This is a genomic window from Streptomyces olindensis (assembly GCF_040645895.1).
GTDB lineage: Bacteria > Actinomycetota > Actinomycetes > Streptomycetales > Streptomycetaceae > Streptomyces > Streptomyces olindensis.
This window is the reverse complement of sequence record NZ_JBEYZD010000005.1, coordinates 92,914-116,389: the sequence shown is the minus strand read 5'-3', so window position 1 is coordinate 116,389 and position 23,476 is coordinate 92,914. Positions and strand designations below refer to the sequence as shown.

The following is a 23,476-nucleotide window of genomic DNA, read 5'->3' as shown; positions in this document are numbered from 1 at the left end:
GGGAGGGCGCCCGGACAGTGTCCCCCACGTGGCCGCGGCCGGATGTGAGGGTGGCTACGGACGGGCCAGGTGGCGCATCGTCAGGGCCAGTTGCAGCCGGAGCCGGCCCTGCGGGGTGCGCAGTGGCCAGCCGAGCAGGTGCTCGGCGTGCGTCAGCCGGTCCTGGAGCGTGGAGTGGTGGACGTTGATGCCGGTGGCGGCGGCCCGCAGGCTCGCCGTGGACGCGACCGCGTGCAGGGTCGCCAGCAGCCAGGGCGTGTGGGCCGAGGCCCTTTCCAGGGCGCGGACGTCCGGCGGCGGTTCGGCGCCCGGTGCGACGAGGCCGGCGAGCAGGGCGACGCCGCCCAGCTCCTCGGCGTACACGACCCGTGGACCGGGGTCCTGCGGGGTGCCCTCGGCGGTGAACCGCAGGGCGGTGCGGGCCGCGTCCCAGGACCGGGGCAGTTCGAGCACGGGAACGGCGGGCCCGACCCCGAGCCGCCCGGCCGGGAGACGGGCGTCCGGCGTGGCGGAAGCCGGCGCGACACCGGCCCGGGGAGGGGACACGGCCTGCCCGGACGCCGGGCGCTCGGGGTCGCTCGCCCGTGCGGTGGTCGCCCCGTCACCGCCCGGCAGGGACTCGGCGTCGGCCGCCACGACCCGTGGCCGGCCGTCCAGCGGGGCGAGGGCCCGGGCCGGGGCGGCGGGGTCCAGCCCGAGCCGGCGGGCGGCGTGCAGCCGGGCCTGCTCCGGGGCCGTGCCGTCGAGCAGCGTCTCGATCAGCGCCGGGTCGTCGGCGGGGGCCCGGCCCCGGGTGCGGTCGAGAACGACCCGCAGGGCACCGGCCGCCCGCTCCAGGATCACGGCGTCGACGACACTGGGCAGGGCTGCGGCGGGGTGGGCGCCACTCGTGCCGGTCGCGGCAGACGCCTTGTCCTCCCTGCCGGGCGCCGGCCCGCCGCGTTCCAGCCACAGGGTCGCCGCGCTGTCCGGGGCCAGCCGGGCCGACGGCCATGCGGGATCGGGCGGCGGCTCGGCGTCCCGCCGGGCGCCGTCGGGTTCGACCCGGACGTGTACGCGGCGCTCCGGATCCACGAGCCGGGCCGGGCAGCCGGCCAGTACGGCGGCACCGCGCACGAGTGCCTCGACACCGGCCCTGGACTCGGCCAGTCGGTCGAAGTAGGCGATGACCCGGACCGCCGCACCGGCATCCGGGTCGAGCGCGGTCAGGCGCCCGGCCAGCTCTTTCATAGGCCCATGGTGCGGCATGCGGCCGTGGTGCGAGCCGCTCGTGCGCGACGAGGATCCGGCGGGGGCCCGGACGGTCCCGACGACGAGCACCTGGCGAGGGCCGCGGAAGCAGCCGACGACGAGGACCCGGCGAGGGCCCCGGAAGCACCCGGCAGGCAGCGGGCGAGGGGCCGGGGGAGAGGCACGCACACACCGCTCCCCGGTGGCACCCGCCGCCCCCCTCTCTCGCACCCCGCCCCGACCCAGGGCCCCGGCCCGGGCCTCACGCGGCCAGCAGCCTCCGCAGCCAGTCGAGCTGCGCCGCCCGCGCCGCCTGGGACAGCGCCGCCTGCGGGGCGAAACCGTCGAAGCCGTGGAAGCCGCCGGGCCAGACGTGCAGTTCGGCCACGCCGCCGGCCTGCCAGATGCGCGAGGCGTAGGCGACGACCTCGTCGCGGAAGGTCTCCGCGGAGCCGACGTCGAGGAAGGCCGGAGGCAGCCCGGACAGATCCTCGGCCCGGGCCGGTGCCGCGTACGCCGGCACGTCGGGCCCGCCGCGCCGCTCACCCAGCAGCGCCGTCCAGCCGGTCTCGTTGGCGGTGCGGTCCCACACCCCGAGACCCGCCATCTGGTACGTCGACGGCGTGTCGTTGCGGTCGTCGAGCATCGGGCACAACAGCACCTGCCCGATCGGCTGCGGCCCCTTGCGGTCCCGGCTGAGCAGCGCCAGGGCCGCGCACAGCCCGCCGCCCGCGCTGGCGCCCGCGATGACGATCCGCTCGGGGTCGCCGTCGAGGTCGGCGGCGTGGTCCGCCGTCCACAGCAGCCCGGCGTACACGTCCTCGATCGGCGCCGGATACGGATGCTCCGGCGCCAGCCGGTACTCGACGGACACCACGACCGCGTCCAGCGCCTGCGCCCACGCCAGGGCGCCCTCGACGCCGACCCGGTTGTTGCCGATGACCATGCCGCCGCCGTGCACGTGGTAGATCACGGGCCGCGGTCCGGAGGCCGCCGCGGCGGCCGGGCGGCAGATCAGCAGGGAGATGTCCGGCTCGCCCTCCGGTCCCGGCACCTGCCGGTCCTCCACCTCGAACGTGCCGCCCATCGTCAGGTCCAGCTCGGCCAGCATCTGGAGGCCCGGGCCCTGGCGCACCTCGGCGATCTCGTCCGGCGTGAGCTCCGGACGGATCATGTCCTTGATCAGCTCCAGGGCGCCGGCGAGTTCGGGGTCGAACGGGGGCGGTACGTGCGTCATGACGTCTCCTCACGCGGGGTCGCGGCGGCTCGGGCAGCCATGGTCGGTCCGCCGGCCCCGGCGGCGGACGCCGCCGTGCGGCGGAACCTGCCCGCCGTCCGGCGGGTGGCGTTCCGGTGCCGGGCCAGGGCGGTGGGCGGAGAACGCGGCGACCGGCGCGCCACCCCGGGCCCTCCGCACCGGCCGCACGCGCGCGTGCCCGTCCACGAGCCGTCGGCGCCCCCAAGATACGCGCAGGTCACGGAGGCGGTGGGGCGCCCGGGCGCCCGGGCCCCGGCTCATGACCCCGGCACGGGGCGCCCGAGCGGTCAGCGGCTCACCGCGCCGGACTCGGCCGCCGGCCTGCCGCGCGAGACGACGCGCGTCCCGGCCCCGTCGACGACCCGGACCTGCAGCGAGCCGCATCCGCAGCGCGTCCACTCCGTGCGGCCCGTCGCGGTGGCGTGCCGGGACAGCACCTGGAACGGCTCGCCCCCGTCCGGCCATCCGCAGTGCGGGCAGGCGGTGGCGTCGGTGCGGTTCATGGATGACTCCTCGTACGTCGTGGCTGGTTGACCGTCGCGACACAGCCAGGGTGCGTCGAGGTCTCCGTACACGTCCAGGTTGACTTTGTGGACGGCATTGTGAAGCCTGACCTTCATGATTGACCTGCGCCGACTGCACGTCCTCCGGGCGGTCGCCCACTACGGCACGGTCACCGCGGCCGCCCGCGCCCTGCACTTCACCCCGTCCGCCGCCTCCCAGCAGATCCGGCAGCTCGCCCGGGACCTGGACGTCGACCTGCTGGAGCCGCAGGGGCGCGGGGTCCGCCTCACCCCGGCCGCCGAGAGCCTGCTCGCGCACGCCGACGCCATCCAGGCCCGCTGGGACCAGGCCGAACTCGACCTGCGGGCCGACCACGGGGCGCCCTCCGGGGTGCTGCGGGTGACCGGCTTCCCGGTGGCCGTCGCGGTGCTCCTGGCGCCGATGGCGGCCCGGCTGGGGGAGCGGCATCCGCGGCTGTCCGTACGGATCACGGAGGCGGGTGTTCCGGAGAGTTTCGACCTGCTCTTCGAGGGCGTCACCGACCTGGCGATCGTCGAGTCCACCCCGCACAACCCGCCGCTGAGCGACGCGCGGTTCGATCAGCGGCCGCTGCTGGACGACCCGTTCGACCTGGTCGTGCACGAGGAGCACGAGCTCGCCGGGCGGACCCGGGTCGATCTCGCGGAGGCCGCGTGCGAGCCGTGGATCGCGCCGGTGGAGGAGAGTCCCTGCCGCCCTCACGTGCTGTCCGCCTGCGGCGCGGCCGGATTCACCCCCGACGTCGTCCACCACGCCCTGGACTGGAACGTCGCCGCGCACCTCGTCGCCCACCGGCTCGGCGTCGCCCTGGTCCCGCGCCTGGCCCACCTGACCCCGCACTTGCCGGTCGTCCGCGTCCGCTGCACCGGCAACCCCCACCGCAAGCTCCTGACCTGCACACGCGGCGGCGGCCACGCCCGCCCGGCGGTCGCGGCGGCCCTCGACGAACTGCGGTCCCTGGCGCCGACGGCGGTCGCCTGAACGGCGCCCCGCCCCGCACTGCGCTACAGGCGGGCACTCGCCGCCCGCGCGCGGGAAGCCCGGCGCGCGGACCGGCGTTCACCTCCCCGGCGCCCCCACGCGCAGAGCGTCCATGACCAGGTCCAGCAGGCGCGTGGCGCGTGGCTGCCAGTCGCCGCGGGGGTCGATCGTCCAGAGGCCGCCGATGGCGAGGAAGAGGTCCTCCGCGGTGATCCCCGGGCGGATGGTGCCGGCCCGCTCGGCGGCGCGGAGCAGCAGTTCGGCCGCCTCGGTCACCGGGGCGTGTGCCGGTTTCTCCGGCTTCCCGGGGGCGCTGGTGGCCTGCCGGATGGCGTCGGCGAGACCGGCCTTGGTCATGGCGAACCGGGCGAGGCGGTCCATCCACTCGCGCAGCGCCCGGTCGGGTTCCCGGCTCTCCAGCAGGGGTGCCGCGGAGTCGGCGACCTGCCGCATCTCGTGACGGTAGATCTCCATCACGAGCGCCTCGCGGCTGGGGAAGTGGCGGTAGAAGGTGCCCTGCCCGACGCCCGCCTTCTTGGCGATCGCGCTCAGCGGGGCGTCCGCCGCACGCGTCAGTTCGACCACGGCCACCTCCAGGATGCGCTCGCGGTTGCGCTGCGCGTCCGAGCGCAGGGGAGCGTCCTTCTTCTGCGGCACGCGCCCTCCTCGCGGTCGTGGCCGAAACTCGGCCCTTGTTAAGCGGACAATCGTCCATTACGTTTTCCGGGTAAGCGGACAACTGTCCGATTGTTCCATCGTATCGGCATGCCGTCCGCGCGGACAGCCCCTGAGGCTGTGCCCGGCCCGGCTGCACCCGCCCCGCATCCTGCCCGGTTGCGGACCGGACCCGCCACCGGCATGCCCGTCTGACGACCTCGCGATGTGAGAGAGAAGGCTTCCATGCCCCCATCGACGTCCAGCGACCTCACCCTGTCCGTCAACGGCGAGAAGTACACGCTGACCGTCGACCACCGCACGACCCTGCTCGACGCCCTGCGTGAGCGACTGGACATGACCGGCACCAAGAAAGGCTGCGACCAGGGGCAGTGCGGCGCCTGCACGGTCCTGGTCGACGGCCGCCGGAGCGTGTCCTGTCTGCAGCTGGCGGTGGCGGCCGAAGGCCGCGAGATCACCACCATCGAGGGCGTGGCCGAGGGCGGAGAACTCCACCCGGTGCAGCAGGCGTTCCTCGATCTGGACGGTTACCAGTGCGGTTACTGCACGCCGGGCCAGATCTGTTCGGCCATCGCCGTGCTCGAGGAACACGCCGCCGGGTGGCCGAGCGCCGCCACCGGTGACGTACGGCCCGAGGCCGGACCGCCACCGCTGACCCCCGAGGAGATACGCGAGCGGATGAGCGGCAACCTGTGCCGCTGCGGCGCCTACGTCTCGATCGTCCAGGCCGTGGCCCGGGCCGCCGAGGCCAAGGGGGCCGCGGCGTGAAGGAGTTCGGCTACCAGCGGGCGTACGACGTCTCGGGCGCCGTGGCGCTTCTCGACGGCGACCCGGACGCGCGTTTCCTGGGCGGCGGCACCAACCTGGTCGACCTGATGAAGACCGGCGTCGAGCGGCCCGCCCTCCTCGTCGACGTGCGCGAACTGCCCCTGAACCGCGTCGAGGTGACCCCGGCCGGCGGCCTGCGCATCGGGGCCACCGTCACCAACAGCGACCTGGCCGCGCACCCGGAGGTGCGCCGCCGCTACCCGGCGCTGGCGCAGGCCGTGCTGGCCGGCGCCTCCGGGCAGCTGCGCAACATGGCCACCGTCGGCGGCAACCTGCTCCAGCGCACCCGCTGCGGCTACTTCGCGGACGTCACCTCGCCCTGCAACAAGCGCGTCCCGGGCAGCGGTTGCCCCGCCATCGAGGGCGAGCACCACAACCACGCCGTCCTCGGCGCCTCCGGCCACTGCGTGGCGACCCACCCCTCCGACATGGGCGTGGCGCTGGCCGCCTTCGACACGGTCGTGTCGTACGAGACGGCGGACGGCCCGGGCGAGGTGCCGCTCGCCGATTTCTACCTGCCGGTGGGGGAGACCCCACACCTGGAGACCGTTCTGCCGCCGGGTGCGCTGATCACCGGCGTCACCCTGCCGCCCGCCCCGGTGGCCGCCGTCTCCCGCTACCGCAAGGTCCGCGAGCGGGCCTCGTACGCCTTCGCCATCGGCTCCATCGCCGCCGCGCTCGACGTCCACGACGGGCGCGTGCGCGAGGTGCGTCTGGCCTTCGGGGCGGTCGCCTCCCGACCCTGGCGGGCCCGGGCGGCCGAACGCGTCCTGACCGGCGCCCCGGCCGACGCCGAGACCTTCGCGGCCGCGGCGGACGCCGAACTGGCCGCCGCGAAACCGCTGCCCCACAACGGATACAAGGTGACCCTGATGCGCAACCTCGTGGTCGCCGTGCTCAGCGAACTCGCCGAGGAGGCCACCCGATGACCACCGCCACCAGGGGAGCCGTCGGCACCGCGCACACCCGCGTCGAGGGCCGTGACAAGGTCACCGGAGCCGCTCGCTACGCCGCCGAGATCCCCTTCGCCGAACTCGCCCACGGCTGGCTGGTGCTGTCCACCGTCGCCCGGGGCCGCGTCCGGGCCGTCGACGCCGAGGCCGTCCTCGGCATGCCGGGCGTCCTCACCGTGCTGCACCACCACAACGCCCCGCGCGTCGACAGCGACTACATCGGCCTGCTGGGTGTCCCGCCGGACCCGAGTGTCGCCCTCTTCCAGCACGACCGGGTGCCCCACCTGGGCTGGCCGGTGGCACTCGTCGTCGCCGAGACCTCCGAGCAGGCCCGGGAGGCCGCCGAGACCCTCGTCGTGCACTACGACCGGGAGCCGCACGACATCGCGTTCTCCGCCGGACGTGAGCCCGAGGCGCACGCCCTCGACGGGCACGCGCCGGCCGTGGTCGAGAAGGGGGACCTGGCGGACCGGCTCGCGGCGTCGGCCGTCGTGGTGGACGCCGAGTACACCACGCCGGAGGAGTACCACAACCCGATGGAGCCGCACGCGGCGACGGCCCGGTGGGAGGGCGGCCGGCTGGAGGTCGTCGACTCCAACCAGGGCACCAACTGGGTCGCCGGGGAGCTCGCGAACCTCTTCTCCCTCGACCCGGCCTCCGTGCGCGTGCGCTCCGAGCACGTCGGCGGCGGCTTCGGCAGCAAGGGCGTGCGGGCGCACCAGGTGGCCGCCGTCATGGCCGCGACCGTCCTGCAGCGCCCGGTCAGGGTCGTCATGACCCGCAGGCAGATGTTCTCGCTCGCCGGCTACCGCAGCGCCACCGCGCAGCGGGTCCGGCTCGGCGCCGACGCGGACGGGCGGCTGCGCGCGCTGGAGCACCGGTCCCTGAACCAGACCTCGGCCGTGCACGACTTCGTCGAGCCGAGCGCCGCGGCCGGCCGGGCGATGTACGCCGCCGACGCCCACCACACGGCCAGCCGGATCCTGCGGCTCGACGTGCCCACCCCGACGTGGATGCGCGCCCCGGGCGAGGCCCCCGGCTCGTTCGCGCTGGAGTCGGCGCTCGACGAGCTGGCGGAGCGGTGCGGTGTCGACCCGATCGAGCTGCGGCTGCGCAACGAGCCCGAGGTGGGTCCGGTGTCCGGGCTGCCGTTCGGCAGCCGCAACCTGATCGCCTGCTTCCGGGAAGGCGCCCGCAGGTTCGGCTGGGCGGAGCGGGACCCGCGGCCGGGCGTACGCCGGGAGGGGCGCTGGCTGCTCGGCACGGGCACCGCGGCCGCCTCCTTCCCCGTGACGGCCATGCCGTCCACGGCCGCCGTGACCGCGGAGGCGGACGGCACCTTCACGGTCCGGATCAACGCCGCCGACATCGGCACCGGCGCCCGGACCGCGCTCACCCTGGTCGCCGCCGACGCGCTGGAGGTCCCGGCGGACCGGGTGCGGGTGCGGATCGGGGACAGCGACCTCGGCCCCGCGATGATCGCCGGCGGCTCGATGGGCACCCGCTCCTGGAGCTGGGCCGTCCGGGCGGCCGCCGACGAGCTGCGCGGGAGCCTCGTGCCGGGTGCCGACATCCCGCCGGAGGGCGTCACCGCCCGGTCGAACACGGCCGAGGCCGTCGGCGCCCTCGCCCAGAAGGAACGGCACTCCTACGGGGCGCAGTTCGCCGAGGTCGCCGTCGACACCGCCACCGGCGAGGTCCGCGTGCGCCGCATGCTGGGCGTCTTCGCTGCCGGCCGGATCGTCAACCCCCTGACCGCCCGCAACCAGCTCGTCGGCGGCATGGTGTGGGGCCTGTCCATGGCCCTGCACGAGGAAGCCGTCCGGGACCGGGCGAGCGGCGGCGTCTACGGCGCCGACCTCGCGGGCTACCACGTCGCCGCGCACGCCGACGTCCAGAACATCGAGGCCGACTGGGTCGACGACCCCGACCCGGACGACCCGGTCGGCATCAAGGGCATCGGCGAGGTCGGCATCGTGGGGGCCGCGGCGGCGGTCGCCAACGCCGTGTGGCACGCGACCGGCGTACGCCACCGGAACCTTCCGATCCGGCCCGACCGCGTGCTGCTGGCGGGCGGCCGTGCTTGATCTCGCCGGGCCGCTCGGCGCGTGGATCGAGGAGGGCCGGGACTTCGCCGTCGCCACGGTCGTCGCCGTCGGCGGCAGCGCCCCGCGCCCTCCCGGCGCCGCCCTGGCGGTGTCCGCCGACGGCACGGCCATCGGCTCGGTGTCCGGAGGGTGCGTGGAAGGAGCGGTGTATGACCTGTGCGTCCAGGCCCTCCGGGACGGCGAGACGCTCGTCGAGCGGTTCGGCTACAGCGACGAGGACGCGTTCGCGGTCGGGCTGACCTGCGGCGGGACCATCGAGGTCATGGTCGCCCCGTACACCGCGGGGCGGTCGGTCGAAGGGGCCGCACTGGCCGCCGCCGCGCGCGGCGAGCCGGTGGCCCTGGCCCGGGTCGTCCGGGGCCCTGCCCGCCACCTCGGCCGTGCGCTGCTCGTCCGCCCGGGCGAGGCGGGACAGGGGTCTTCCCGGACGGAGACCGGGGGAGGCTCGCACGAGGGCGGGTCTGCCCGGACGGAGACCGGGACGGGCTCGTACGAGGGCGGTCTGGGCGGCGGCCCGGACCTGGACCGCACGGCGGTCGCCGAGGCCCGCGCGCTGCTGCACAGCGGCCGCACCGGCACGGTCGAGCTGGCCGACGACGGCTCGCACTGCCCGGGCGGCCTCACCCTGCTCGTCGAGTCGGCCGTGCCCCCGCCCCGCATGATCGTCTTCGGTGCGATCGACTTCGCGGCGGCTCTCGTCCGGGCGGGCAAGTTCCTCGGCCACCACGTCACCGTCTGCGACGCCCGCCCCGTCTTCGCCACCCGGGCGCGCTTCCCGGAGGCCGACGAGGTCGTCGTGGAGTGGCCCGACCGCTATCTGCGCCGCACCGAGACCGACGCGCGCACGGTGCTGTGCGTGCTGACGCACGACGCGAAGTTCGACGTGCCCCTGCTGGCGGAGGCGTTGCGGCTGCCGGTCGCGTACGTCGGCGCCATGGGCTCGCGCCGCACCCACGAGGACCGCGAGCGGCGGCTGCGGGAGGTGGGCGTGGGCGAGCGGGAGCTGGCCCGGCTGAGGTCGCCGATCGGCCTCGACCTGGGCGCCCGTACGCCCGAGGAGACGGCCGTGTCCATCGCGGCGGAGATCGTCGCGGCCCGGCACGGCGGCACGGGGGCGCCCCTGACCGGCTCGGACGCGCCGATCCACCGGGCCGGGCGGGACGCTGCTCCCCAGCCGGTCTGAGCGCCGCACCGCGCCCGGGCGGCGACGTGCCGGAGGGACCGGAGCCGTGACGGCTGCGGTCCCTCCGTGGCGGCCGGGCGGGCGCGGGTCAGGCCGCGGCCGGCTCCGCGGCGTGCCCGTGCAGGCGGGCGATGACCTCGGTCAGCTGCGCGGCGACCTCGGCGTCGTCGGCCGGGTGGGTCTCGGCGAAGCGGGTCATCGAGCCGGGGATGGACAGCTTGACGTCCTCCAGCACCTTGCCGCCGGCCACACCCACGGACTTGCGGGTCTCGTCGTGCGCCCAGACACCGCCGTACTGGCCGAACGCCGTGCCGACCACCGCGACCGGCTTGCCGCTGAGGGCACCGGCGCCGTACGGGCGGGACAGCCAGTCGATGGCGTTCTTCAGGACGGCCGGAATGGTGCCGTTGTACTCCGGCGTGAACAGGATCAGGCCGTCCGCGGTGTTCGCGGCCTCGCGCAGGCGCGCGGCGGCGGCCGGGACACTGCCCTCCACGTCGATGTCCTCGTTGTAGAACGGGATCTCGGCCAGGCCCTCGAACAGCGACACCTCGGCACCCTCGGGGGCGAGCTTGACGGCCGCCTCGGCGAGCTGGCGGTTGTGCGAACCGGCGCGGAGGCTGCCGACCAGGGCGAGGATACGAACAGACATGCTGACTCCCACGTATGTGAAAAGACCGCAGTGAAACACTGCCGTCACGAATCCGGACCGGGGTCCGTTTAATGTTCTAGCATCCTAACCGGACCGCGGTCCAGTTTTGTTCCCGATGCTTTACGCTGGCTTCATGTCCGCCGCCCCGCCGCCCGTCCCGACGCCCCAGGAGCCCGTCGACCACCCGGAGCTGCTCCAGCTCGGCACCGCCCTGGAGGGCGACGAGCCCTGCCTGCGCGCCGACGCCGCGCGCAACCGGGCCCGGCTGCTGGAGGCCGCGGCGCGGCTGGTGGCGGAGCGCGGCGCGGAGGCCGTCACGATGGAGGCGGTGGCCGCCGCGGCCTGCGTCGGCAAGGGCACCGTCTTCCGCCGCTTCGGCGACCGCACCGGCCTGCTGACGGCGCTGCTCGACCACTCCGAGAAGAAGTTCCAGGCCGCGTTCCTCGGCGGTCCGCCGCCGCTCGGCCCCGGAGCGCCGCCGGTGGAGCGGCTGCGGGCGTTCGGCTGCGCCCTGCTGCGCCGGTCGTCCGACGAACTGGAGCTGCAACTGGCGGCCGAGCCCAGTGCCAGCCGCCGCTTCGTCAACCCGGCCCGCCGCGTGCTGCGCCACCACGTGGAGATGCTCCTGCGCCAGGCGGCCCCCGGCGCGGACTGCGAACTCCTCGCCCACACCCTGATGGGTCAGCTCGACCCGGCCCTCATCCACCACCTGACCAGGCAGTGCGGCATCCCCCTGCCCCGCCTGGAGGCCGCGTGGACGGACCTGGTCGACCGGGTGACGGGGGCGCGCCCCGCCCGCTGAGCGCGCCCGCCGCGAGCCGTGAACGCTCACGGATTCGTCACAACTCCCCCGCCGGACAGGTGCATTGGGGCTTCTGCCAAGATGCCGTACGTCATGGTGCAGATACCGAAAACGCCCGCGCTCCCGTCCCCCGCGCCGTTGCGCTCCGTCCCCACGAGCGCCGATGTGGCCCGTCTGGCCGGCGTCTCGCGCGCGACCGTCTCCTACGTCCTGAACAACACCAGTGCCGTACGGATCAGCGAACCCACCCGCCGCCGGGTCCACGAGGCCGCCAAGGAACTCGGCTACGTACCGCACGCGGCGGCCCGCAGCCTGCGCGCCGGGCACAGCCGGATGGTGCTGATCCCCGCGCCGACCTTCCCCGTCGGCCCGCTCTACAGCCGGTTCCTCTCCGACCTCCAGGGCGCGCTCGGCACCCTGGACTACACGGTCGTGCAGTACGGCACCGGCGGCCCGCACGGTGACGAAGCCGCCCGCGCCTGGGCCGAGTTGCGGCCCGTCGCCGTGCTCGTGCCCGGCTCCGGACTCGGCCCGCGCGGCGTGGCGGTGCTCAAGCGCTCCGGTGCCCGGGCCGTGGTCACCCTCGGCCCCGAGACCATCGAGGGCGCGCACGCCCTGCTCATGGACCACGACGTCGTCGGCCACAGCGCGGGCTCCCACCTCTACGACCGCGGCCGGCGCCGGATCGGCGTCGTCATCCCCCAGGAGCCGGGCCTGGAGGCGTTCTCCGCACCCCGGCTCGACGGTGTGCGCCAGGCCCTGCGGGGCACGGACGCCACAGTGACCGAACTGCCCCTGGCCAACGAGGAGGAGGCCGCCGCCCGCCTCGCCGCCCGCTGGCGGACCCTCGGCCTGGACGCCGTGTTCACCTACAACGACGAGTACGCGATGCTGCTGATGCGGGCCCTGCAGGACGAGGGCATCCGCATCCCCGAGGAGACGGCCGTGATCGGCGCGGACGACCTGATGCTCGGCCGGCTGCTGCGGCCCCGGCTGACCACGGTCCGCCTGGAACTGCCCTCGGGCCGCGAACTGGCCGAACTGGTCGACCGCGCGGTGCGCAAGCCCGGCGCCGAACCGGAGACGCACAAGGTGCTGGGCGCGACGGTGCTGCACCGCGAGTCCAGCTGACGTGCGGGCGGACCGCTCCCGCGCGTACGGTCGACAAACAGGGGACGGTTCGCCCCGCCCCTCGTGCCACACGGCTAGGATGTTGCATGCTCAACAAAACGGGGGCGCGTTCGCACGCGAGCCGCGGCACGCCGTGCCGCGCCCGCTCCGCGCGTCCCGCCATGTGACCGCCGAACCGGCCGCGCACGCACGGGACTTCCGCCCACCCGTCAGCCGGTGACCGATCGATCGGAGAGCCGTCATGCCGTTGCTCGACCCCAGGACCTGGCAGCCCCACCCCCTCGCGGGCCCCGGGTACAGCGTCACCGAGCCCGCCACCGGCCAAGTCCTCGGTGCCCTCGCCCTCGCCACCCCCGAGGACGTGGGCGCCGCCGCCGGGAGGGCCGCGGCCGCCCAGCACGCGTGGGCCCGCGCCCCGCACTTCGCCCGCGCCGCCGTGCTCCGCAAGGCGGGCGACCTGTTCACCGAGCACGCCGACGAACTGCGCGCGTGGCTCGTCCGCGAGTCCGGTTCGGTCCCCGGCAAGGCCGACTTCGAGCTGCACGTCGCCGCCCAGGAGTGCTACGAGGCCGCCGCGCTCGCCTCCCGCCCGGCCGGCCAGGTCCTGCCCAGCGAGGCCCCGCGCCTGTCGTACACGCGCCGCGTCCCGGCCGGTGTGGTGGGGGTGATCTCCCCGTTCAACGCCCCGCTGATCCTGTCCATCCGCTCCGTCGCGCCCGCCCTGGCGCTCGGCAACGCGGTGCTGCTCAAGCCGGACCCGCGCACGGCCGTCTGCGGAGGGCTGTCCCTCGCCGCGGTCTTCGCCGCCGCGGGCCTGCCGCAGGACCTGCTGCACGTGCTCCCCGGCGGCCCGGACGCCGGTCAGGCCCTGGTCGCCGACCCGCGCGTGCCGGTCATCTCCTTCACCGGCTCCACCGCCGCCGGACGGGCCGTGGGCGAGGCGGCCGGCCGTCACCTGAAGCGGGCGCACCTGGAGCTGGGCGGCAACTCGGCCATGATCGTCCTGGAGGACGCCGACCTCGACGCGGTGATCTCCACCGCCGCCTGGGGCTCGTTCTTCCACCAGGGCCAGATCTGCATGACGACCGGACGCCACCTGGTGCACGCGTCCCTGTACGACGAGTACGTCGCGCGGCTGGCCGCCAAGGCCGACTCGCTCGCCGTCGGCGACCCGTACCGCGACCAGGTCCACCTGGGTCCGATCATCGACTCCGGCCAGCTCGCCAAGATCAGCGGCCTGGTCGAGGCCAGCAAGGCCTCGGGCGCCAAGCTCGCCGCGGGCGGCACCCACGACCGGCTGTTCTACCGGCCGACGGTCCTCGCCCACGTCGGCGACCACACCCCGGCCTACGCGGAGGAGGTCTTCGGCCCCGTGGCGCCCGTCCGGTCCTTCACCACGGCCGACGAGGCGGCGGCCCTGGCCGCGCAGAGCCCGTACGGCCTCTCCCTGGGCATCGTCACCCGCGACCCGGCCCGGGGCCTCGACCTCGCCGAGCGCATCCCGACCGGCATCGTCCACATCAACGACCAGACGGTGAACGACGAGGCTGTGGCACCCTTCGGCGGAGTCGCCGCCTCGGGCACCGGCGCCCGCTTCGGCGGCGAGGCCAACCTGGAGGCCTTCACCGAACTGCGCTGGACGACGGTGCGCGGGGACGTCGCTCCCTACCCCTACTAGGGGCTCGCCTCGGGGGCGGGCGTCTCACCCGCCCCCGGGCACGTCACTGGCCCTGCTGCTGCGCCTGCTGGGACTGCTGCTCGGCGATCGCCTTGCGGACCTCGTCCATGTCCAGGTTCCGGGCCTGTCCGATGACGTCCGTCAGCGCGGCCTCGGGCAGGGCGCCCGGCTGCGCGAACACGGCGACCTGGTCACGGACGATCATCAGCGTCGGGATCGACTGGATACCGAAGGCCGCGGCCAGCTCCGGCTGCGCCTCGGTGTCCACCTTGCCGAACACCAGGTCCGGGTTCTCCTCCGCCGCCTTCTCGTACACCGGGGCGAACTGCTTGCACGGCCCGCACCAGGACGCCCAGAAGTCGATCAGGACGAACTCGTTGTCCGTGACCGTCTGGTCGAAGTTCTCCTTGGTGAGCTCCACGGTGCTGCTCATGGCGTAAATCCCTCTTCCTGGTGTGGGGTCAAGCCGTCGGCACAACACGGCCGACCGGACACGTATTCCGCGCCCCTACCCATGTGGCCAGGGCGCACACCACCCACCAGACTGACCCCATGACGGAAACGGAAACCAACACGTACGACGTCGTGGTGCTCGGGGCCGGGCCCGTGGGGGAGAACGTCGCCGACCGCACCCGCGCCGCCGGACTGACCACCGCGGTCGTGGAGAGCGAGCTCGTCGGCGGCGAGTGTTCCTACTGGGCGTGCATGCCCAGCAAGGCCCTGCTGCGGCCGGTCATCGCCCGCGCCGACGCCCGCCGGGTGCCGGGCCTGAGCCAGTCCGTGCAGGGCCCCCTCGACGCGGCCGCGGTCCTCGCCCACCGGGACTACTACACCTCGAACTGGAAGGACGACGGCCAGGTCGGCTGGCTCGACTCCATCGGTGCCGACCTCCACCGCGGCCACGGGAGGCTCACCGGACCCCGCACGGTGACGGTCACCGGCCCCGACGGCGGCGAGACGGTCCTGACCGCCCGGCACGCCGTCGCCGTCTGCACCGGCAGCCGCGCCGCCCTGCCCGGGCTGCCCGGACTCGACGAGGTCCGCCCCTGGACCAGCCGGGAGGCCACCAGCGCCAAGACCGTGCCCGGCCGGCTGATCGTCGTCGGCGGGGGCGTGGTCGCCACCGAGATGGCCACCGTCTGGCAGGCCCTCGGCTCGAAGGTCACCCTGCTCGTCCGCGGCAAGGGCCTGCTCGCCCGGATGGAGCCCTTCGCCGGGGAACTGGTCGCCGAGGCCCTCACCGAGGCGGGCGCGGACGTCCGTACCGGCACCTCGGTGGAGTCGGTGACCCGCGAGAACGGCACCGTCGTGGCCGTCACCGACAAGGGCGACCGCGTCGAGGCCGACGAGATCCTCTTCGCCACCGGCCGCGCCGCGCGCACCGACGACATCGGCCTGGAGACCATCGGCCTGGAACCCGGCTCCTGGCTCGACGTCGACGACAGCCTCCGCGTCACCGGCCACGACTGGCTGTACGCGGTCGGCGACGTCAACCAGCGCGCCCTGCTCACCCACCAGGGCAAGTACCAGGCCCGCATCGCCGGCGCCGCCATCGCCGCGCAGGCCACCGGGGAGCCCCTCCTCGCCCAGCCGTGGGGCGCCCACGCGGCCACCGCCGACCACGCCGCCGTCCCCCAGGTCGTCTTCACCGACCCGGAGGCGGCGGCCGTCGGTCTCTCCCTCGCCGAGGCCGAGCAGGCCGGGCACCGGGTGCAGGCCGTCGACGTCGACCTGTCCTCCGTCGCGGGAGCGGGCCTGTACGCCGACGGCTACAAGGGCCGCGCCCGCATGGTCGTCGACGTCGAGGACGAGATCCTGCGCGGCGTGACCCTCGTCGGCCCCGGCGTCGGCGAGCTCATCCACTCCGCGACCGTCGCCGTCGCCGGCCAGGTCCCGATCAGCCGGCTGTGGCACGCCGTCCCCGCCTACCCGACGATCAGCGAGGTGTGGCTGCGGCTGCTGGAGTCCTACCGGGACAGCTGAGTCAGGAGGACACCAGTTCCAGGTACTCCTCGTCCCACAGGTCCTCGTCCGCGTCCGGCAGCAGCAGGACGCGGTCCGGGCGCAGCGCCCGGATGGCGCCCTCGTCGTGCGTGACCATGACGATCGCGCCCGGGTAGGTGCCCACCGCGGCCAGGACCTCGGCGCGGGAGGCCGGGTCCAGGTTGTTGGTGGGCTCGTCCAGGAGCAGGACGTTCGCGCCCGAGTGCACCAGACCCGCGAGGGCCAGGCGGGTCTTCTCGCCGCCGGAGAGGACACCGACGGGCTTGCCGGTGTCGTCCCCGGTGAACAGGAACGAGCCGAGGACCTGGCGCACCTCTCCGTCGGTGAGGTGCGGGGCGGCGCCCGCCAGGTGCTCGCGGACCGTCGACGCCGGGTCGAGGGTGTCGTGTTCCTGGGCGAAGTAGCCGAGGCGCAGCCCGTGCCCGCGGACCACCCGGCCGCCGTCGGGCACGTCCTGTCCGGCGAGGATCCGCAACAGGGTCGTCTTTCCGGCGCCGTTGGGCCCGAGCACCACCAGACGGCTGCCCCGGTCGACGGCGAGGTCGACGCCGCGCAGCACCTGCCGCTCGCCGTACGACCTGGTCAAGCCGACCGCGCCGAGCGGGACGCGGCCGCAGGGCGCCGGCTCGGGCAGCCGGATCCTCGCGGTCTTCTCGGCCCGCCGGGCCGGTTCGAGGTCCGCGAGCATGCGGTCCGCGCGGCGTGCCATGTTCCGCGCGGCCACCGCGGTCGCCACCCGGGCCCGCATCTTGTCGGCCTGGGCGTACAGGGCGGCCGCCTTGCGCTCGGCGTTCGCCCGCTCGCGTGCCCGCCGCCGGTCGTCGGCGTCCCGCCGTTCGAGATACGTGTCCCAGCCGGTGTTGTGGATGTCGATCACCGCCCGCCCCGGGTCCAGGTGGAAGACCCGGTTCACGGTGGCGGCCAGCAGGGACGTGTCATGGCTGATCATCACCAGGCCGCCCTGATGGTTCGTCAGAAAGGTGCGCAGCCAGACGATCGACGCCGCGTCGAGGTGGTTCGTCGGCTCGTCCAGCAGCAGCGTGCCGTGCCCGGCGAACAGGATCCGGGCCAGCTCCACGCGACGGCGCTGACCGCCGGAGAGCGCGCCGAGCCGCCGCCCCGTCAGCTCCGTCGGCAGGCCGAGCCCGGCGGCGACCCGGGCGGCCTCCGCCTCGGCCGCGTATCCGCCGCGCGCCTGGAACTCGGCCTCGGCGCGCACATAGGCGCGCATCGAGCGCTCCGTCCCGTCGGCCATCGCGGCCTCCGCGCGGCGCAGCGCCCGCACGGCCCGGTCCAGGCCGCGCGCGGACAGGATCCGGTCGGTGACGGTGACCGACTGGTCGGCCGCGCGCGAGTCCTGCGGGAGATGCCCGACGTCGCCGGTGCGGACGACGGTGCCGGCGGCGGGCCGCAGGGCGCCCGCCAAGGTGTGCAACAGGGTCGTCTTGCCGGCGCCGTTGCGGCCCACCAGGCCGACGCGGTCGCCGGGGGAGACGTGGAAGGACACGCCGGACAGCAGCAGACGCGCGCCCACGCGCACGTCGACATCACGAACAGTGATCATGAGAGAACGCTCCGAACAAGCAAGAGGACACACGGGTGGCGTGGAAGCGGGTCCTCGGCTAGGAAATTCGGGGCGTAGACATGCGGCCACCGTAAGGGAGGCGCCGCATCGGACGCCTCCGGTTTTTCTCGTCCCTACGGCAGGGGGAAGCCGAGGGCCCGCGCCGCCTCCCGGGGCGTCGGCTGCGCCCAGCGCTCCGCCACCGCCTGGTGGGACGAGAGCGAACGCGACTCGGCCCGGTCCAGGTACAGCACGCCGTCCAGATGGTCCGTCTCGTGCTGCACGATCCGCGCGGGCCACCCCGTGAACACCTCGTCCAGGGCGCGCCCGTGCTCGTCCTGCCCGGTCAGCCGCACCTCGGCCGGCCGCGCCACCACCGCCTGCCACCCCGGCACACTCAGGCAGCCCTCGAAGAACGCGGCCCGTGCGCCACCGACGGGTTCGTAGGCCGGATTGACCAGCACCCGGAACGGCTGCGGCACCCGCCCGCGCACCACCCGCACCTCCTCCGGCACCGGAGCCGGATCCTCGATCACCGCGATCCTGAGCTCCACACCGACCTGCGGCGCCGCCAGCCCGACCCCCGGCGCCGCGCGCATGGTGACCCGCAGGGCCTCGACGAACCGGGCCAGCAGCGCGGGGTCCAGCTGGCCGTCGTACCGCTCGGTGCCGCGCCGCAGCACCGGGTCCCCGGCCGTCACGATGGTCAACGGGCCGTCGGCGGCGAGGAGTTCCTCGACCCGCTCGGCCAGGGGTGCGCGATCGCTCGGAGTTCCCATCGCGTCAGGATGACACGACACCCTCCCCCCTCACGTGGCGCAGGTCACACACCCCCTCCGGGAACTGGACGCCCCTCCGCTCCGACTACTGCACCGCAACGGCCACGAAGACGTCCCCCGGAGAAGCCCGCCGATGACCACCGCTCCCTCGACCACCACGGACGAGGCCCCGCGACCAGCCACCCCGGCACCGTCGAAGAACAGCTGGGCCCCGCTGCGCCCCCTCGTCCTGCGCCTGCACTTCTACGCAGGGGTGCTGGTGGCGCCGTTCCTCCTCGTCGCCGCCGTCACCGGCCTGCTGTACGCCGCCTCCTTCCAGGCGGAGAAGATCGTGTACGACCACGAGCTGACCGTCCCCGTCGGCGAGCGGAAGCTGCCGATCGGCGAGCAGGTGGCCGCCGCCCGCGAGGCCCACCCCGAGGGCACGGTCTCGGCCGTACGCCCCTCGCCCGAGGACGACGCGACGACCAGGGTGCTGCTGTCCGGCGTCTCGGGCGTCGACGAGGACCACACGCTGGCCGTCTTCGTCGACCCGTACACCGCGCAGGTGCGGGGCGCCCTCGAACAGTACGGCTCGACCGGCGCGCTGCCCCTGCGCACCTGGATCGACGAGTTCCACCGCGACCTCCACCTCGGCGAACCGGGGCGCCTCTACAGCGAGTTGGCGGCTAGCTGGCTGTCGGTGATCACGGCCGGCGGGCTGGTGCTGTGGTTCTCCCGCCGCCGTGCCCTGCGCAAGGTGCGGGGGACGAACGGGCGGCGCCGCACGCTCGGACTGCACGGCGGCGTCGGCGTGTGGGCGGCGGCCGGGTTCTTCTTCCTCTCGGCAACCGGTCTGACCTGGTCGGCCTACGCCGGGGCCTCCATCGACGAGTTGCGTACCTCGCTGGGCCAGGCCACCCCGTCGGTGTCGGCCGCGGCGGGCGGTGAGCACGCCGGCCACGGCTCCGCCGCCGGGCAGGCCGGAGACGCCGCGCACGGCGTGGGTCTGGACAAGGTCCTGGCGGCGGCGCGGGCCGAGGGCCTCGGCGACCCGGTGGAGATCGTGCCGCCCGCCGACGCGAACTCGGCGTACGTCGTCAAGCAGGTGCAGCGCAGCTGGCCCGAGAAGCAGGACTCCGTCGCGATCGACCCGGGCAGCGGCGAGGTCATGGACGTCCTGCGCTTCGCCGACTACCCGGTGCTCGCCAAGCTCACCCGGTGGGGCATCGACCTGCACACCGGCAGCCTCTTCGGCCTGGCCAACCAGATCGCCCTGATGCTGCTCGCGCTCTGTCTGATCCTGCTGATCGTCTGGGGCTACCGCATGTGGTGGCAGCGCGGCCGCGGCACCGCCTTCGGCCGGCCGATCCCGCGCGGCGCCTGGCAGCAGGTGCCGCCGCAGATCCTGGTGCCGCTGCTGGCGGGGACCGCCGTACTCGGGTACTTCCTGCCCCTGTTCGGCATCCCGCTGGCGGCGTTCCTCGCCGTCGACATCCTGCTGGGCGAGATCGCCCACCGGCGGGGACGCCGCTCGTACGGACCAGGGACCCCCGCGCGGTAGCGGACCCGCCGACACGCGGACCCGGGGTGCCCGACACGCAGGTGGCCCGACACACGGGTGCCCCGGCTCGCAGGGAGCCGGGGCACCTTCGCGCGGGTGGCGGTCAGAGCTGCTCGAAGTCACCCGCGAGCGCCGAGGCGATCCGCAGGTGCGACTCCGCCTCCTCGTGCCGGTTCTGCCGCTGGAGCGTGCGGCCGAGCATCAGCCGCGCGTAGTGCTCGACCGGGTCCCGCTCGACGATCGTCCGCAACTCGGCCTCGGCGCGCCGCAGTTGCGCCGAGTGGTAGTAGGAGCGCGCCAGCAGCAGGCGCGGCCCGGTCTGCTCGGGCGCCTCCTCGACCAGCCCGACCAGGACGCGCGCGGCGGCGGCGTAGTCCTTGGCGTCGAAGAACAGCAGCGCGCGCTCCCAGCGCTCCGCCGGTGTTCCGTGGGCGTAGTACGTCTCGTCGTAGGTCGTGTTCACGGGTGGGTGACCTCCTTCGAGGCCGACAACCGAACCCGTTGGTTCAATATTCCACTACATGGTCAGGGCGGCCCTCGCGCTGCCTGCCGTACACACAGCCACCAGCGAGTACTGCGCGGGGGCGAGCCCCAGCGACGCCACCGCGCGGTCGACCGCGACCCGCCGGCGCGGCCCGGATGGCGGGCGGACGCGCTGACGCGGGAGCCCGCGCCGGACTAGGTTGGGCGCCATGAGCAATCTTGAGCGCGAGGCGGCTCCCGCCCTGTGCGGTGGCCGTGGCTTCGTGGTGGCGGAGCCCGTGCGGGAACTCCTCAGCCCCCGCCACGTCAAGCTGGGCGAGTCCAGCGAGGTCCGCCGACTGCTGCCCAACCTCGGCCGCCGGATGGTCGGGGCCTGGTGCTTCGTCGACCACTACGGCCCCGACGACATCGCCGACGAACCCGGCATGCAGGTGCCGCCGCACCCCCACATGGGCCTGCAGACGGTGAGCTGGCTGCACGAGGGCGAGGTGCTGCACCGCGACTCCACCGGCAGCCTGCAGACGATCCGCCCGCGCGAGCTGGGCCTGATGACCTCCGGCCGGGCGATCAGCCACTCCGAGGAGAGCCCCCGCTCACACGCCCGTTTCCTGCACGGCGCGCAGCTGTGGGTCGCGCTGCCGGACAGCCACCGCCACACCGAACCGCGCTTCGAACACCACGCCGAGCTGCCGGTCGTCACCGCGCCCGGCGTCAAGGCGACCCTGATCCTCGGCGACCTCGACGGCGCGAGGTCGCCCGGCACGGCGTACACCCCCATCGTCGGCGCCGACGTGGCCCTGAGCCGCGGCGCGGACGTACGCCTGCCGCTGGAACCGGACTTCGAGTACGCGGTCCTGTCCATGTCCGGCGAGGCCCACGTGGACGGCGTCCCGGTCCTGCCCGGCTCGATGCTCTACCTCGGCTGCGGCCGGGAGGAACTGCCCCTGCGGGCGGAGTCGGACGCGGGCCTGATGCTCCTGGGCGGTGAACCGTTCGAGGAGGAACTCATCATGTTCTGGAACTGGATCGGCCGCTCCCAGGAGGAGATCGAGCAGGCGCGGCGGGACTGGATGGAAGGGTCGCGGTTCGGGGAGGTGAAGGGGTACGACGGGGCGCCGCTGCCTGCCCCCGAACTGCCGCAGACACCCCTCAAACCGCGAGGAAGGGTCCGCTGACCTGCGCAGATAGCGGAGTGATGTGTGACGGCGGAGTGACTGGCCGCTGTGTGTCGTCTTGGGGGAAGCCGGCAAGGCGTGCGTGGCGCCGTATCGATGAGGGGATGTGGTGCTGCCCGCGGAGGGAACTCTCCTGCCGCGTCGGCGGCGGACACCGCTCTCATGTCCGGGTGACCGGTCCTCGGCACGGCCGCGGAGGACCGGCGACGCCAGGGTGCCGAAAGGGCCGAACCGACCCGGTGCATCGGGTCGGTTCGGCTCCCTGCTCGGGAAGAGGAACACCCCGAACATGCCGGCGCCGCTGATCAGCACGGCGATGGAGGAGGCGCCGCGGTTGCGGTCGAGCAGCACGCGCAGGGGCAGCAGGGGCTGGGAAGACCTGGTCTGCCACACGGTGAACGCGGCGAGCAGGACGACTCCGGCGACCAGCCGGCCCCCGCGTTTGCGGCGAACTCCAGTCATGGCTCTCGGCGTTGGCGAAGCCGTAGACCAGGCTGAACAGGCCGCCGCCGACGAGGATGGCGCCGGGGATGTCCAGGCTGGTGGTCTTGTCGCGGTGGGAACGGCGCGGAAGGAGGGCACCTCCGAGGAACGCCACACCGGCGAAGACGAGGTTGACGTAGAGGGTCCAGCGCCAGTCGAGGTGCTCGGCGAGCACACCGCCGAGCAGCAGGCCGATGGCACCCCCGGCGCCGGCGATGGCGCCGTGGACACCGAAGGCCCCAAGCGCCTCGTCCGACCGGCGATCCCCGTATCGGCTACGGTGTTGCTGTTATGGTGCTGGCGGAGGAGGTCGGACGTTCCGTGGCAGAAACCGGTCCTGCGCGAGCAGGCACGAGGGCATCGGCTCGGCGTTCTCCGGGGCGGCCGCCCGTGCCGTTGGAGCGCATCGTCGCCACCGCACTGCGGATCGTGGAGGAGGAGGGCTCCGACGCTCTCTCGATGCGGACGCTGGCCCAGCGTCTGGGCTCGGGCACCGCGACGCTGTACCGGCACTTCGACAACCGGGCAGCTCTGGTCGCTCATGTCGTGGACCGCATGTTCGGCAGCGTGGAGCTGAACGGTGACGAACTCCGCACGATGGGCTGGGAGCGGGCGCTGCGGACGGTCGCGCACACCATGTTCGACGCCTTGGCCCGGCACCGTAACGCGGCGCGCCTGCTGGTCGAGCGGATTCCCATGGGACCGAACGCCATGGCATTGCGGGAGCGCTGTGTCGCGGTGCTGCTCGACAGTGGTTTCCCGCCGCGCGTGGCCGCGTACGCGTATGCGACTCTGGCCCGCTACGTCCTCGGGTTCGCCGTGCAGGTCAACGGGCATGGCGGCGCAGGACAAGCCGATGACGCAGAGTCGGCGGCCGTCTTTCAGAGCGTGGATCCGGATCTGTTCCCGGCCACCGTGACCGTGGCCGGGGTGATGCCGGTTCCGATCGAGGACGAGTTCTCCTTCGGCCTCGAACTTCTGATCAGCGGGCTTGCTCGCCTGCGCGGCGAGGCCTGACCGAGCGACGTGATCATGCCTCTGCGCTGGTCGCGCCATGCACGGCGGATCGGGACCGGCTACTTCCGGGAACTGGTGGTCTTCAGCAGAAAGCAGCCTTCCCAACTGGCGGAACGCTACCGGGACCTGCTCACCTCTCCAGGCCCGGCCAGTCCTCGTGCCTCAGCATCACGCATCCGGGCGCGACACCGGCGATGCGGGCGATGACGGCGGGGGACATGACGACGGAGAACGAGAGCGGGTAGTCCTGGATCACGAACGGCCCGTCCTCGCCGATGGCGGCCGACGCTCCCTCGAGGTCGTCGAGACCAGGGAGAGGTATCTGCCCCAGACGGTGTCAGCGGACAGCAGGAGCAGATCGTGTCCGCTCTTGATGTGCCGGCAGAGTGCCGCTGCGGTGATGCCG

General features: G+C 74.2%; 22 protein-coding genes and 1 pseudogene. 12 read left to right on the top strand and 11 right to left on the bottom strand.

Annotation, left to right across the window (positions count from 1 at the left end):
• Positions 1 to 54 precede the first annotated feature (54 nt).
• The 3 genes from ABZ948_RS04500 to ABZ948_RS04490 form a co-directional block, all read right to left on the bottom strand.
• Positions 55 to 1,230: a helix-turn-helix domain-containing protein gene (locus ABZ948_RS04500; RefSeq protein ID WP_359757173.1), complete on the bottom strand. Its 1,176-nt coding sequence runs from the start codon at positions 1,228 to 1,230 to the stop codon at positions 55 to 57.
• Positions 1,231 to 1,492: 262 nt separating this feature from the next.
• Positions 1,493 to 2,467, bottom strand: coding sequence for an alpha/beta hydrolase (locus ABZ948_RS04495; RefSeq protein ID WP_359757171.1), 975 nt, complete (start codon positions 2,465 to 2,467; stop codon positions 1,493 to 1,495).
• Positions 2,468 to 2,775: 308 nt separating this feature from the next.
• Positions 2,776 to 2,991 (bottom strand): hypothetical protein, encoded by a 216-nt coding sequence (locus tag ABZ948_RS04490; protein ID WP_359757169.1) that lies wholly within the window; start codon positions 2,989 to 2,991, stop codon positions 2,776 to 2,778.
• Positions 2,992 to 3,106: 115 nt separating this feature from the next.
• Here ABZ948_RS04490 and ABZ948_RS04485 point away from each other — a divergent pair, with 115 nt between their 5' ends.
• A complete protein-coding gene (locus tag ABZ948_RS04485) occupies positions 3,107 to 4,012 on the top strand; it encodes a LysR family transcriptional regulator (RefSeq protein WP_359757167.1) in 906 nt (301 codons plus the stop codon).
• Between the two features lie 78 nt (positions 4,013 to 4,090).
• On the opposite strand, the gene ABZ948_RS04480 is transcribed toward ABZ948_RS04485, so the two are convergent.
• Positions 4,091 to 4,669 carry a TetR/AcrR family transcriptional regulator gene (locus tag ABZ948_RS04480; RefSeq protein ID WP_359757165.1) on the bottom strand — a complete coding sequence of 193 codons (579 nt, stop codon included), beginning with the start codon at positions 4,667 to 4,669 and terminating at the stop codon, positions 4,091 to 4,093.
• A 243-nt stretch (positions 4,670 to 4,912) separates the two neighbouring features.
• On the opposite strand from ABZ948_RS04480, the gene ABZ948_RS04475 reads away from it, so the two are divergent.
• Genes ABZ948_RS04475 through ABZ948_RS04460 form a run of 4 tightly spaced genes read left to right on the top strand, consistent with a single transcriptional unit; the run spans position 4,913 to position 9,759 of the window.
• Positions 4,913 to 5,455 (top strand): 2Fe-2S iron-sulfur cluster-binding protein, encoded by a 543-nt coding sequence (locus ABZ948_RS04475; protein ID WP_359757162.1) that lies wholly within the window; start codon positions 4,913 to 4,915, stop codon positions 5,453 to 5,455.
• Positions 5,452 to 6,444, top strand: coding sequence for an FAD binding domain-containing protein (locus tag ABZ948_RS04470; protein WP_359757160.1), 993 nt, complete (start codon positions 5,452 to 5,454; stop codon positions 6,442 to 6,444). The genes ABZ948_RS04475 and ABZ948_RS04470 overlap by 4 nt, the downstream gene beginning before the upstream one ends.
• Positions 6,441 to 8,555, top strand: coding sequence for a xanthine dehydrogenase family protein molybdopterin-binding subunit (locus ABZ948_RS04465; RefSeq protein ID WP_359757158.1), 2,115 nt, complete (start codon positions 6,441 to 6,443; stop codon positions 8,553 to 8,555). Before ABZ948_RS04470 ends, ABZ948_RS04465 begins: the two co-directional genes overlap by 4 nt.
• On the top strand, positions 8,548 to 9,759 hold the full coding sequence (locus ABZ948_RS04460; protein ID WP_359757156.1) for an XdhC family protein: 1,212 nt from the start codon (positions 8,548 to 8,550) through the stop codon (positions 9,757 to 9,759). The genes ABZ948_RS04465 and ABZ948_RS04460 overlap by 8 nt, the downstream gene beginning before the upstream one ends.
• 88 nt (positions 9,760 to 9,847) lie before the next feature.
• Here the strand turns inward: ABZ948_RS04460 and ABZ948_RS04455 are convergent, their stop codons facing one another.
• Positions 9,848 to 10,411: an NAD(P)H-dependent oxidoreductase gene (locus ABZ948_RS04455; RefSeq protein ID WP_359757154.1), complete on the bottom strand. Its 564-nt coding sequence runs from the start codon at positions 10,409 to 10,411 to the stop codon at positions 9,848 to 9,850.
• Positions 10,412 to 10,544: 133 nt separating this feature from the next.
• Here ABZ948_RS04455 and ABZ948_RS04450 point away from each other — a divergent pair, with 133 nt between their 5' ends.
• The 3 genes from ABZ948_RS04450 (at position 10,545) to ABZ948_RS04440 (ending at position 14,022) form a co-directional block, all read left to right on the top strand.
• A complete protein-coding gene (locus ABZ948_RS04450) occupies positions 10,545 to 11,213 on the top strand; it encodes a TetR/AcrR family transcriptional regulator (protein ID WP_359757152.1) in 669 nt (222 codons plus the stop codon).
• Positions 11,214 to 11,294: 81 nt separating this feature from the next.
• Positions 11,295 to 12,344: a LacI family DNA-binding transcriptional regulator gene (locus ABZ948_RS04445; protein ID WP_435857456.1), complete on the top strand. Its 1,050-nt coding sequence runs from the start codon at positions 11,295 to 11,297 to the stop codon at positions 12,342 to 12,344.
• Positions 12,345 to 12,585: 241 nt separating this feature from the next.
• A complete protein-coding gene (locus tag ABZ948_RS04440; RefSeq protein ID WP_359757148.1) occupies positions 12,586 to 14,022 on the top strand; it encodes a benzaldehyde dehydrogenase in 1,437 nt (478 codons plus the stop codon).
• 43 nt (positions 14,023 to 14,065) lie between these two features.
• On the opposite strand, the gene trxA is transcribed toward ABZ948_RS04440, so the two are convergent.
• A complete protein-coding gene (trxA, locus tag ABZ948_RS04435; protein WP_031115558.1) occupies positions 14,066 to 14,455 on the bottom strand; it encodes a thioredoxin in 390 nt (129 codons plus the stop codon).
• A gap of 119 nt (positions 14,456 to 14,574) precedes the next feature.
• Here trxA and ABZ948_RS04430 point away from each other — a divergent pair, with 119 nt between their 5' ends.
• Positions 14,575 to 16,005: a dihydrolipoyl dehydrogenase family protein gene (locus tag ABZ948_RS04430; RefSeq protein ID WP_359757146.1), complete on the top strand. Its 1,431-nt coding sequence runs from the start codon at positions 14,575 to 14,577 to the stop codon at positions 16,003 to 16,005.
• A gap of 1 nt (position 16,006) precedes the next feature.
• On the opposite strand, the gene ABZ948_RS04425 is transcribed toward ABZ948_RS04430, so the two are convergent.
• Together ABZ948_RS04425 and ABZ948_RS04420 are read right to left on the bottom strand one after the other, a co-directional pair.
• On the bottom strand, positions 16,007 to 17,590 hold the full coding sequence (locus tag ABZ948_RS04425; protein WP_359757145.1) for an ABC-F family ATP-binding cassette domain-containing protein: 1,584 nt from the start codon (positions 17,588 to 17,590) through the stop codon (positions 16,007 to 16,009).
• Between the two features lie 134 nt (positions 17,591 to 17,724).
• On the bottom strand, positions 17,725 to 18,369 hold the full coding sequence (locus tag ABZ948_RS04420; protein WP_359757143.1) for a peptide deformylase: 645 nt from the start codon (positions 18,367 to 18,369) through the stop codon (positions 17,725 to 17,727).
• A 133-nt stretch (positions 18,370 to 18,502) separates the two neighbouring features.
• Between ABZ948_RS04420 and ABZ948_RS04415 the strand changes: the two genes are divergently transcribed.
• Entirely contained in the window at positions 18,503 to 19,912 is a 1,410-nt protein-coding gene (locus ABZ948_RS04415) for a PepSY-associated TM helix domain-containing protein (RefSeq protein WP_359757140.1), read from the top strand.
• Positions 19,913 to 20,015: 103 nt separating this feature from the next.
• On the opposite strand, the gene ABZ948_RS04410 is transcribed toward ABZ948_RS04415, so the two are convergent.
• Positions 20,016 to 20,375, bottom strand: a complete 360-nt coding sequence (locus ABZ948_RS04410) for a tetratricopeptide repeat protein (RefSeq protein ID WP_114256792.1) — start codon at positions 20,373 to 20,375, stop codon at positions 20,016 to 20,018.
• Between the two features lie 229 nt (positions 20,376 to 20,604).
• Between ABZ948_RS04410 and ABZ948_RS04405 the strand changes: the two genes are divergently transcribed.
• The gene (locus ABZ948_RS04405; protein WP_359757138.1) at positions 20,605 to 21,570 is read left to right on the top strand and encodes a pirin family protein; all 966 of its coding nucleotides are present in this window, start codon (positions 20,605 to 20,607) and stop codon (positions 21,568 to 21,570) included.
• Positions 21,571 to 21,840: 270 nt separating this feature from the next.
• On the opposite strand, the pseudogene ABZ948_RS04400 reads toward ABZ948_RS04405, so the two are convergent.
• Positions 21,841 to 22,303: pseudogene (locus ABZ948_RS04400) on the bottom strand (MFS transporter); the annotation flags it as partial.
• Positions 22,304 to 22,443: 140 nt separating this feature from the next.
• Between ABZ948_RS04400 and ABZ948_RS04395 the strand changes: the two are divergent.
• Positions 22,444 to 23,070 carry a TetR/AcrR family transcriptional regulator gene (locus ABZ948_RS04395; protein WP_359757136.1) on the top strand — a complete coding sequence of 209 codons (627 nt, stop codon included), beginning with the start codon at positions 22,444 to 22,446 and terminating at the stop codon, positions 23,068 to 23,070.
• Positions 23,071 to 23,200: 130 nt separating this feature from the next.
• On the opposite strand, the gene ABZ948_RS04390 is transcribed toward ABZ948_RS04395, so the two are convergent.
• Positions 23,201 to 23,326: a hypothetical protein gene (locus tag ABZ948_RS04390; RefSeq protein ID WP_359757134.1), complete on the bottom strand. Its 126-nt coding sequence runs from the start codon at positions 23,324 to 23,326 to the stop codon at positions 23,201 to 23,203.
• Positions 23,327 to 23,476 lie beyond the last annotated feature (150 nt).

What these genes read in the sequence shown, in the direction of transcription:
- ABZ948_RS04500 (WP_359757173.1), bottom strand. Translation starts at nt 1,230, where the DNA reads ATGAAAGAGCTGGCCGGGCGCCTGACCGCGCTCGACCCGGATGCCGGT.
- ABZ948_RS04495 (WP_359757171.1), bottom strand. Translation starts at nt 2,467, where the DNA reads ATGACGCACGTACCGCCCCCGTTCGACCCCGAACTCGCCGGCGCCCTG.
- ABZ948_RS04490 (WP_359757169.1), bottom strand. Translation starts at nt 2,991, where the DNA reads ATGAACCGCACCGACGCCACCGCCTGCCCGCACTGCGGATGGCCGGAC.
- ABZ948_RS04485 (WP_359757167.1), top strand. Translation starts at nt 3,107, where the DNA reads ATGATTGACCTGCGCCGACTGCACGTCCTCCGGGCGGTCGCCCACTAC.
- ABZ948_RS04475 (WP_359757162.1), top strand. Translation starts at nt 4,913, where the DNA reads ATGCCCCCATCGACGTCCAGCGACCTCACCCTGTCCGTCAACGGCGAG.
- ABZ948_RS04465 (WP_359757158.1), top strand. Translation starts at nt 6,441, where the DNA reads ATGACCACCGCCACCAGGGGAGCCGTCGGCACCGCGCACACCCGCGTC.
- ABZ948_RS04455 (WP_359757154.1), bottom strand. Translation starts at nt 10,411, where the DNA reads ATGTCTGTTCGTATCCTCGCCCTGGTCGGCAGCCTCCGCGCCGGTTCG.
- ABZ948_RS04450 (WP_359757152.1), top strand. Translation starts at nt 10,545, where the DNA reads ATGTCCGCCGCCCCGCCGCCCGTCCCGACGCCCCAGGAGCCCGTCGAC.
- ABZ948_RS04445 (WP_435857456.1), top strand. Translation starts at nt 11,295, where the DNA reads ATGCCGTACGTCATGGTGCAGATACCGAAAACGCCCGCGCTCCCGTCC.
- ABZ948_RS04440 (WP_359757148.1), top strand. Translation starts at nt 12,586, where the DNA reads ATGCCGTTGCTCGACCCCAGGACCTGGCAGCCCCACCCCCTCGCGGGC.
- trxA (WP_031115558.1), bottom strand. Translation starts at nt 14,455, where the DNA reads ATGAGCAGCACCGTGGAGCTCACCAAGGAGAACTTCGACCAGACGGTC.
- ABZ948_RS04430 (WP_359757146.1), top strand. Translation starts at nt 14,575, where the DNA reads ATGACGGAAACGGAAACCAACACGTACGACGTCGTGGTGCTCGGGGCC.
- ABZ948_RS04425 (WP_359757145.1), bottom strand. Translation starts at nt 17,590, where the DNA reads ATGATCACTGTTCGTGATGTCGACGTGCGCGTGGGCGCGCGTCTGCTG.
- ABZ948_RS04420 (WP_359757143.1), bottom strand. Translation starts at nt 18,369, where the DNA reads ATGGGAACTCCGAGCGATCGCGCACCCCTGGCCGAGCGGGTCGAGGAA.
- ABZ948_RS04415 (WP_359757140.1), top strand. Translation starts at nt 18,503, where the DNA reads ATGACCACCGCTCCCTCGACCACCACGGACGAGGCCCCGCGACCAGCC.
- ABZ948_RS04405 (WP_359757138.1), top strand. Translation starts at nt 20,605, where the DNA reads ATGAGCAATCTTGAGCGCGAGGCGGCTCCCGCCCTGTGCGGTGGCCGT.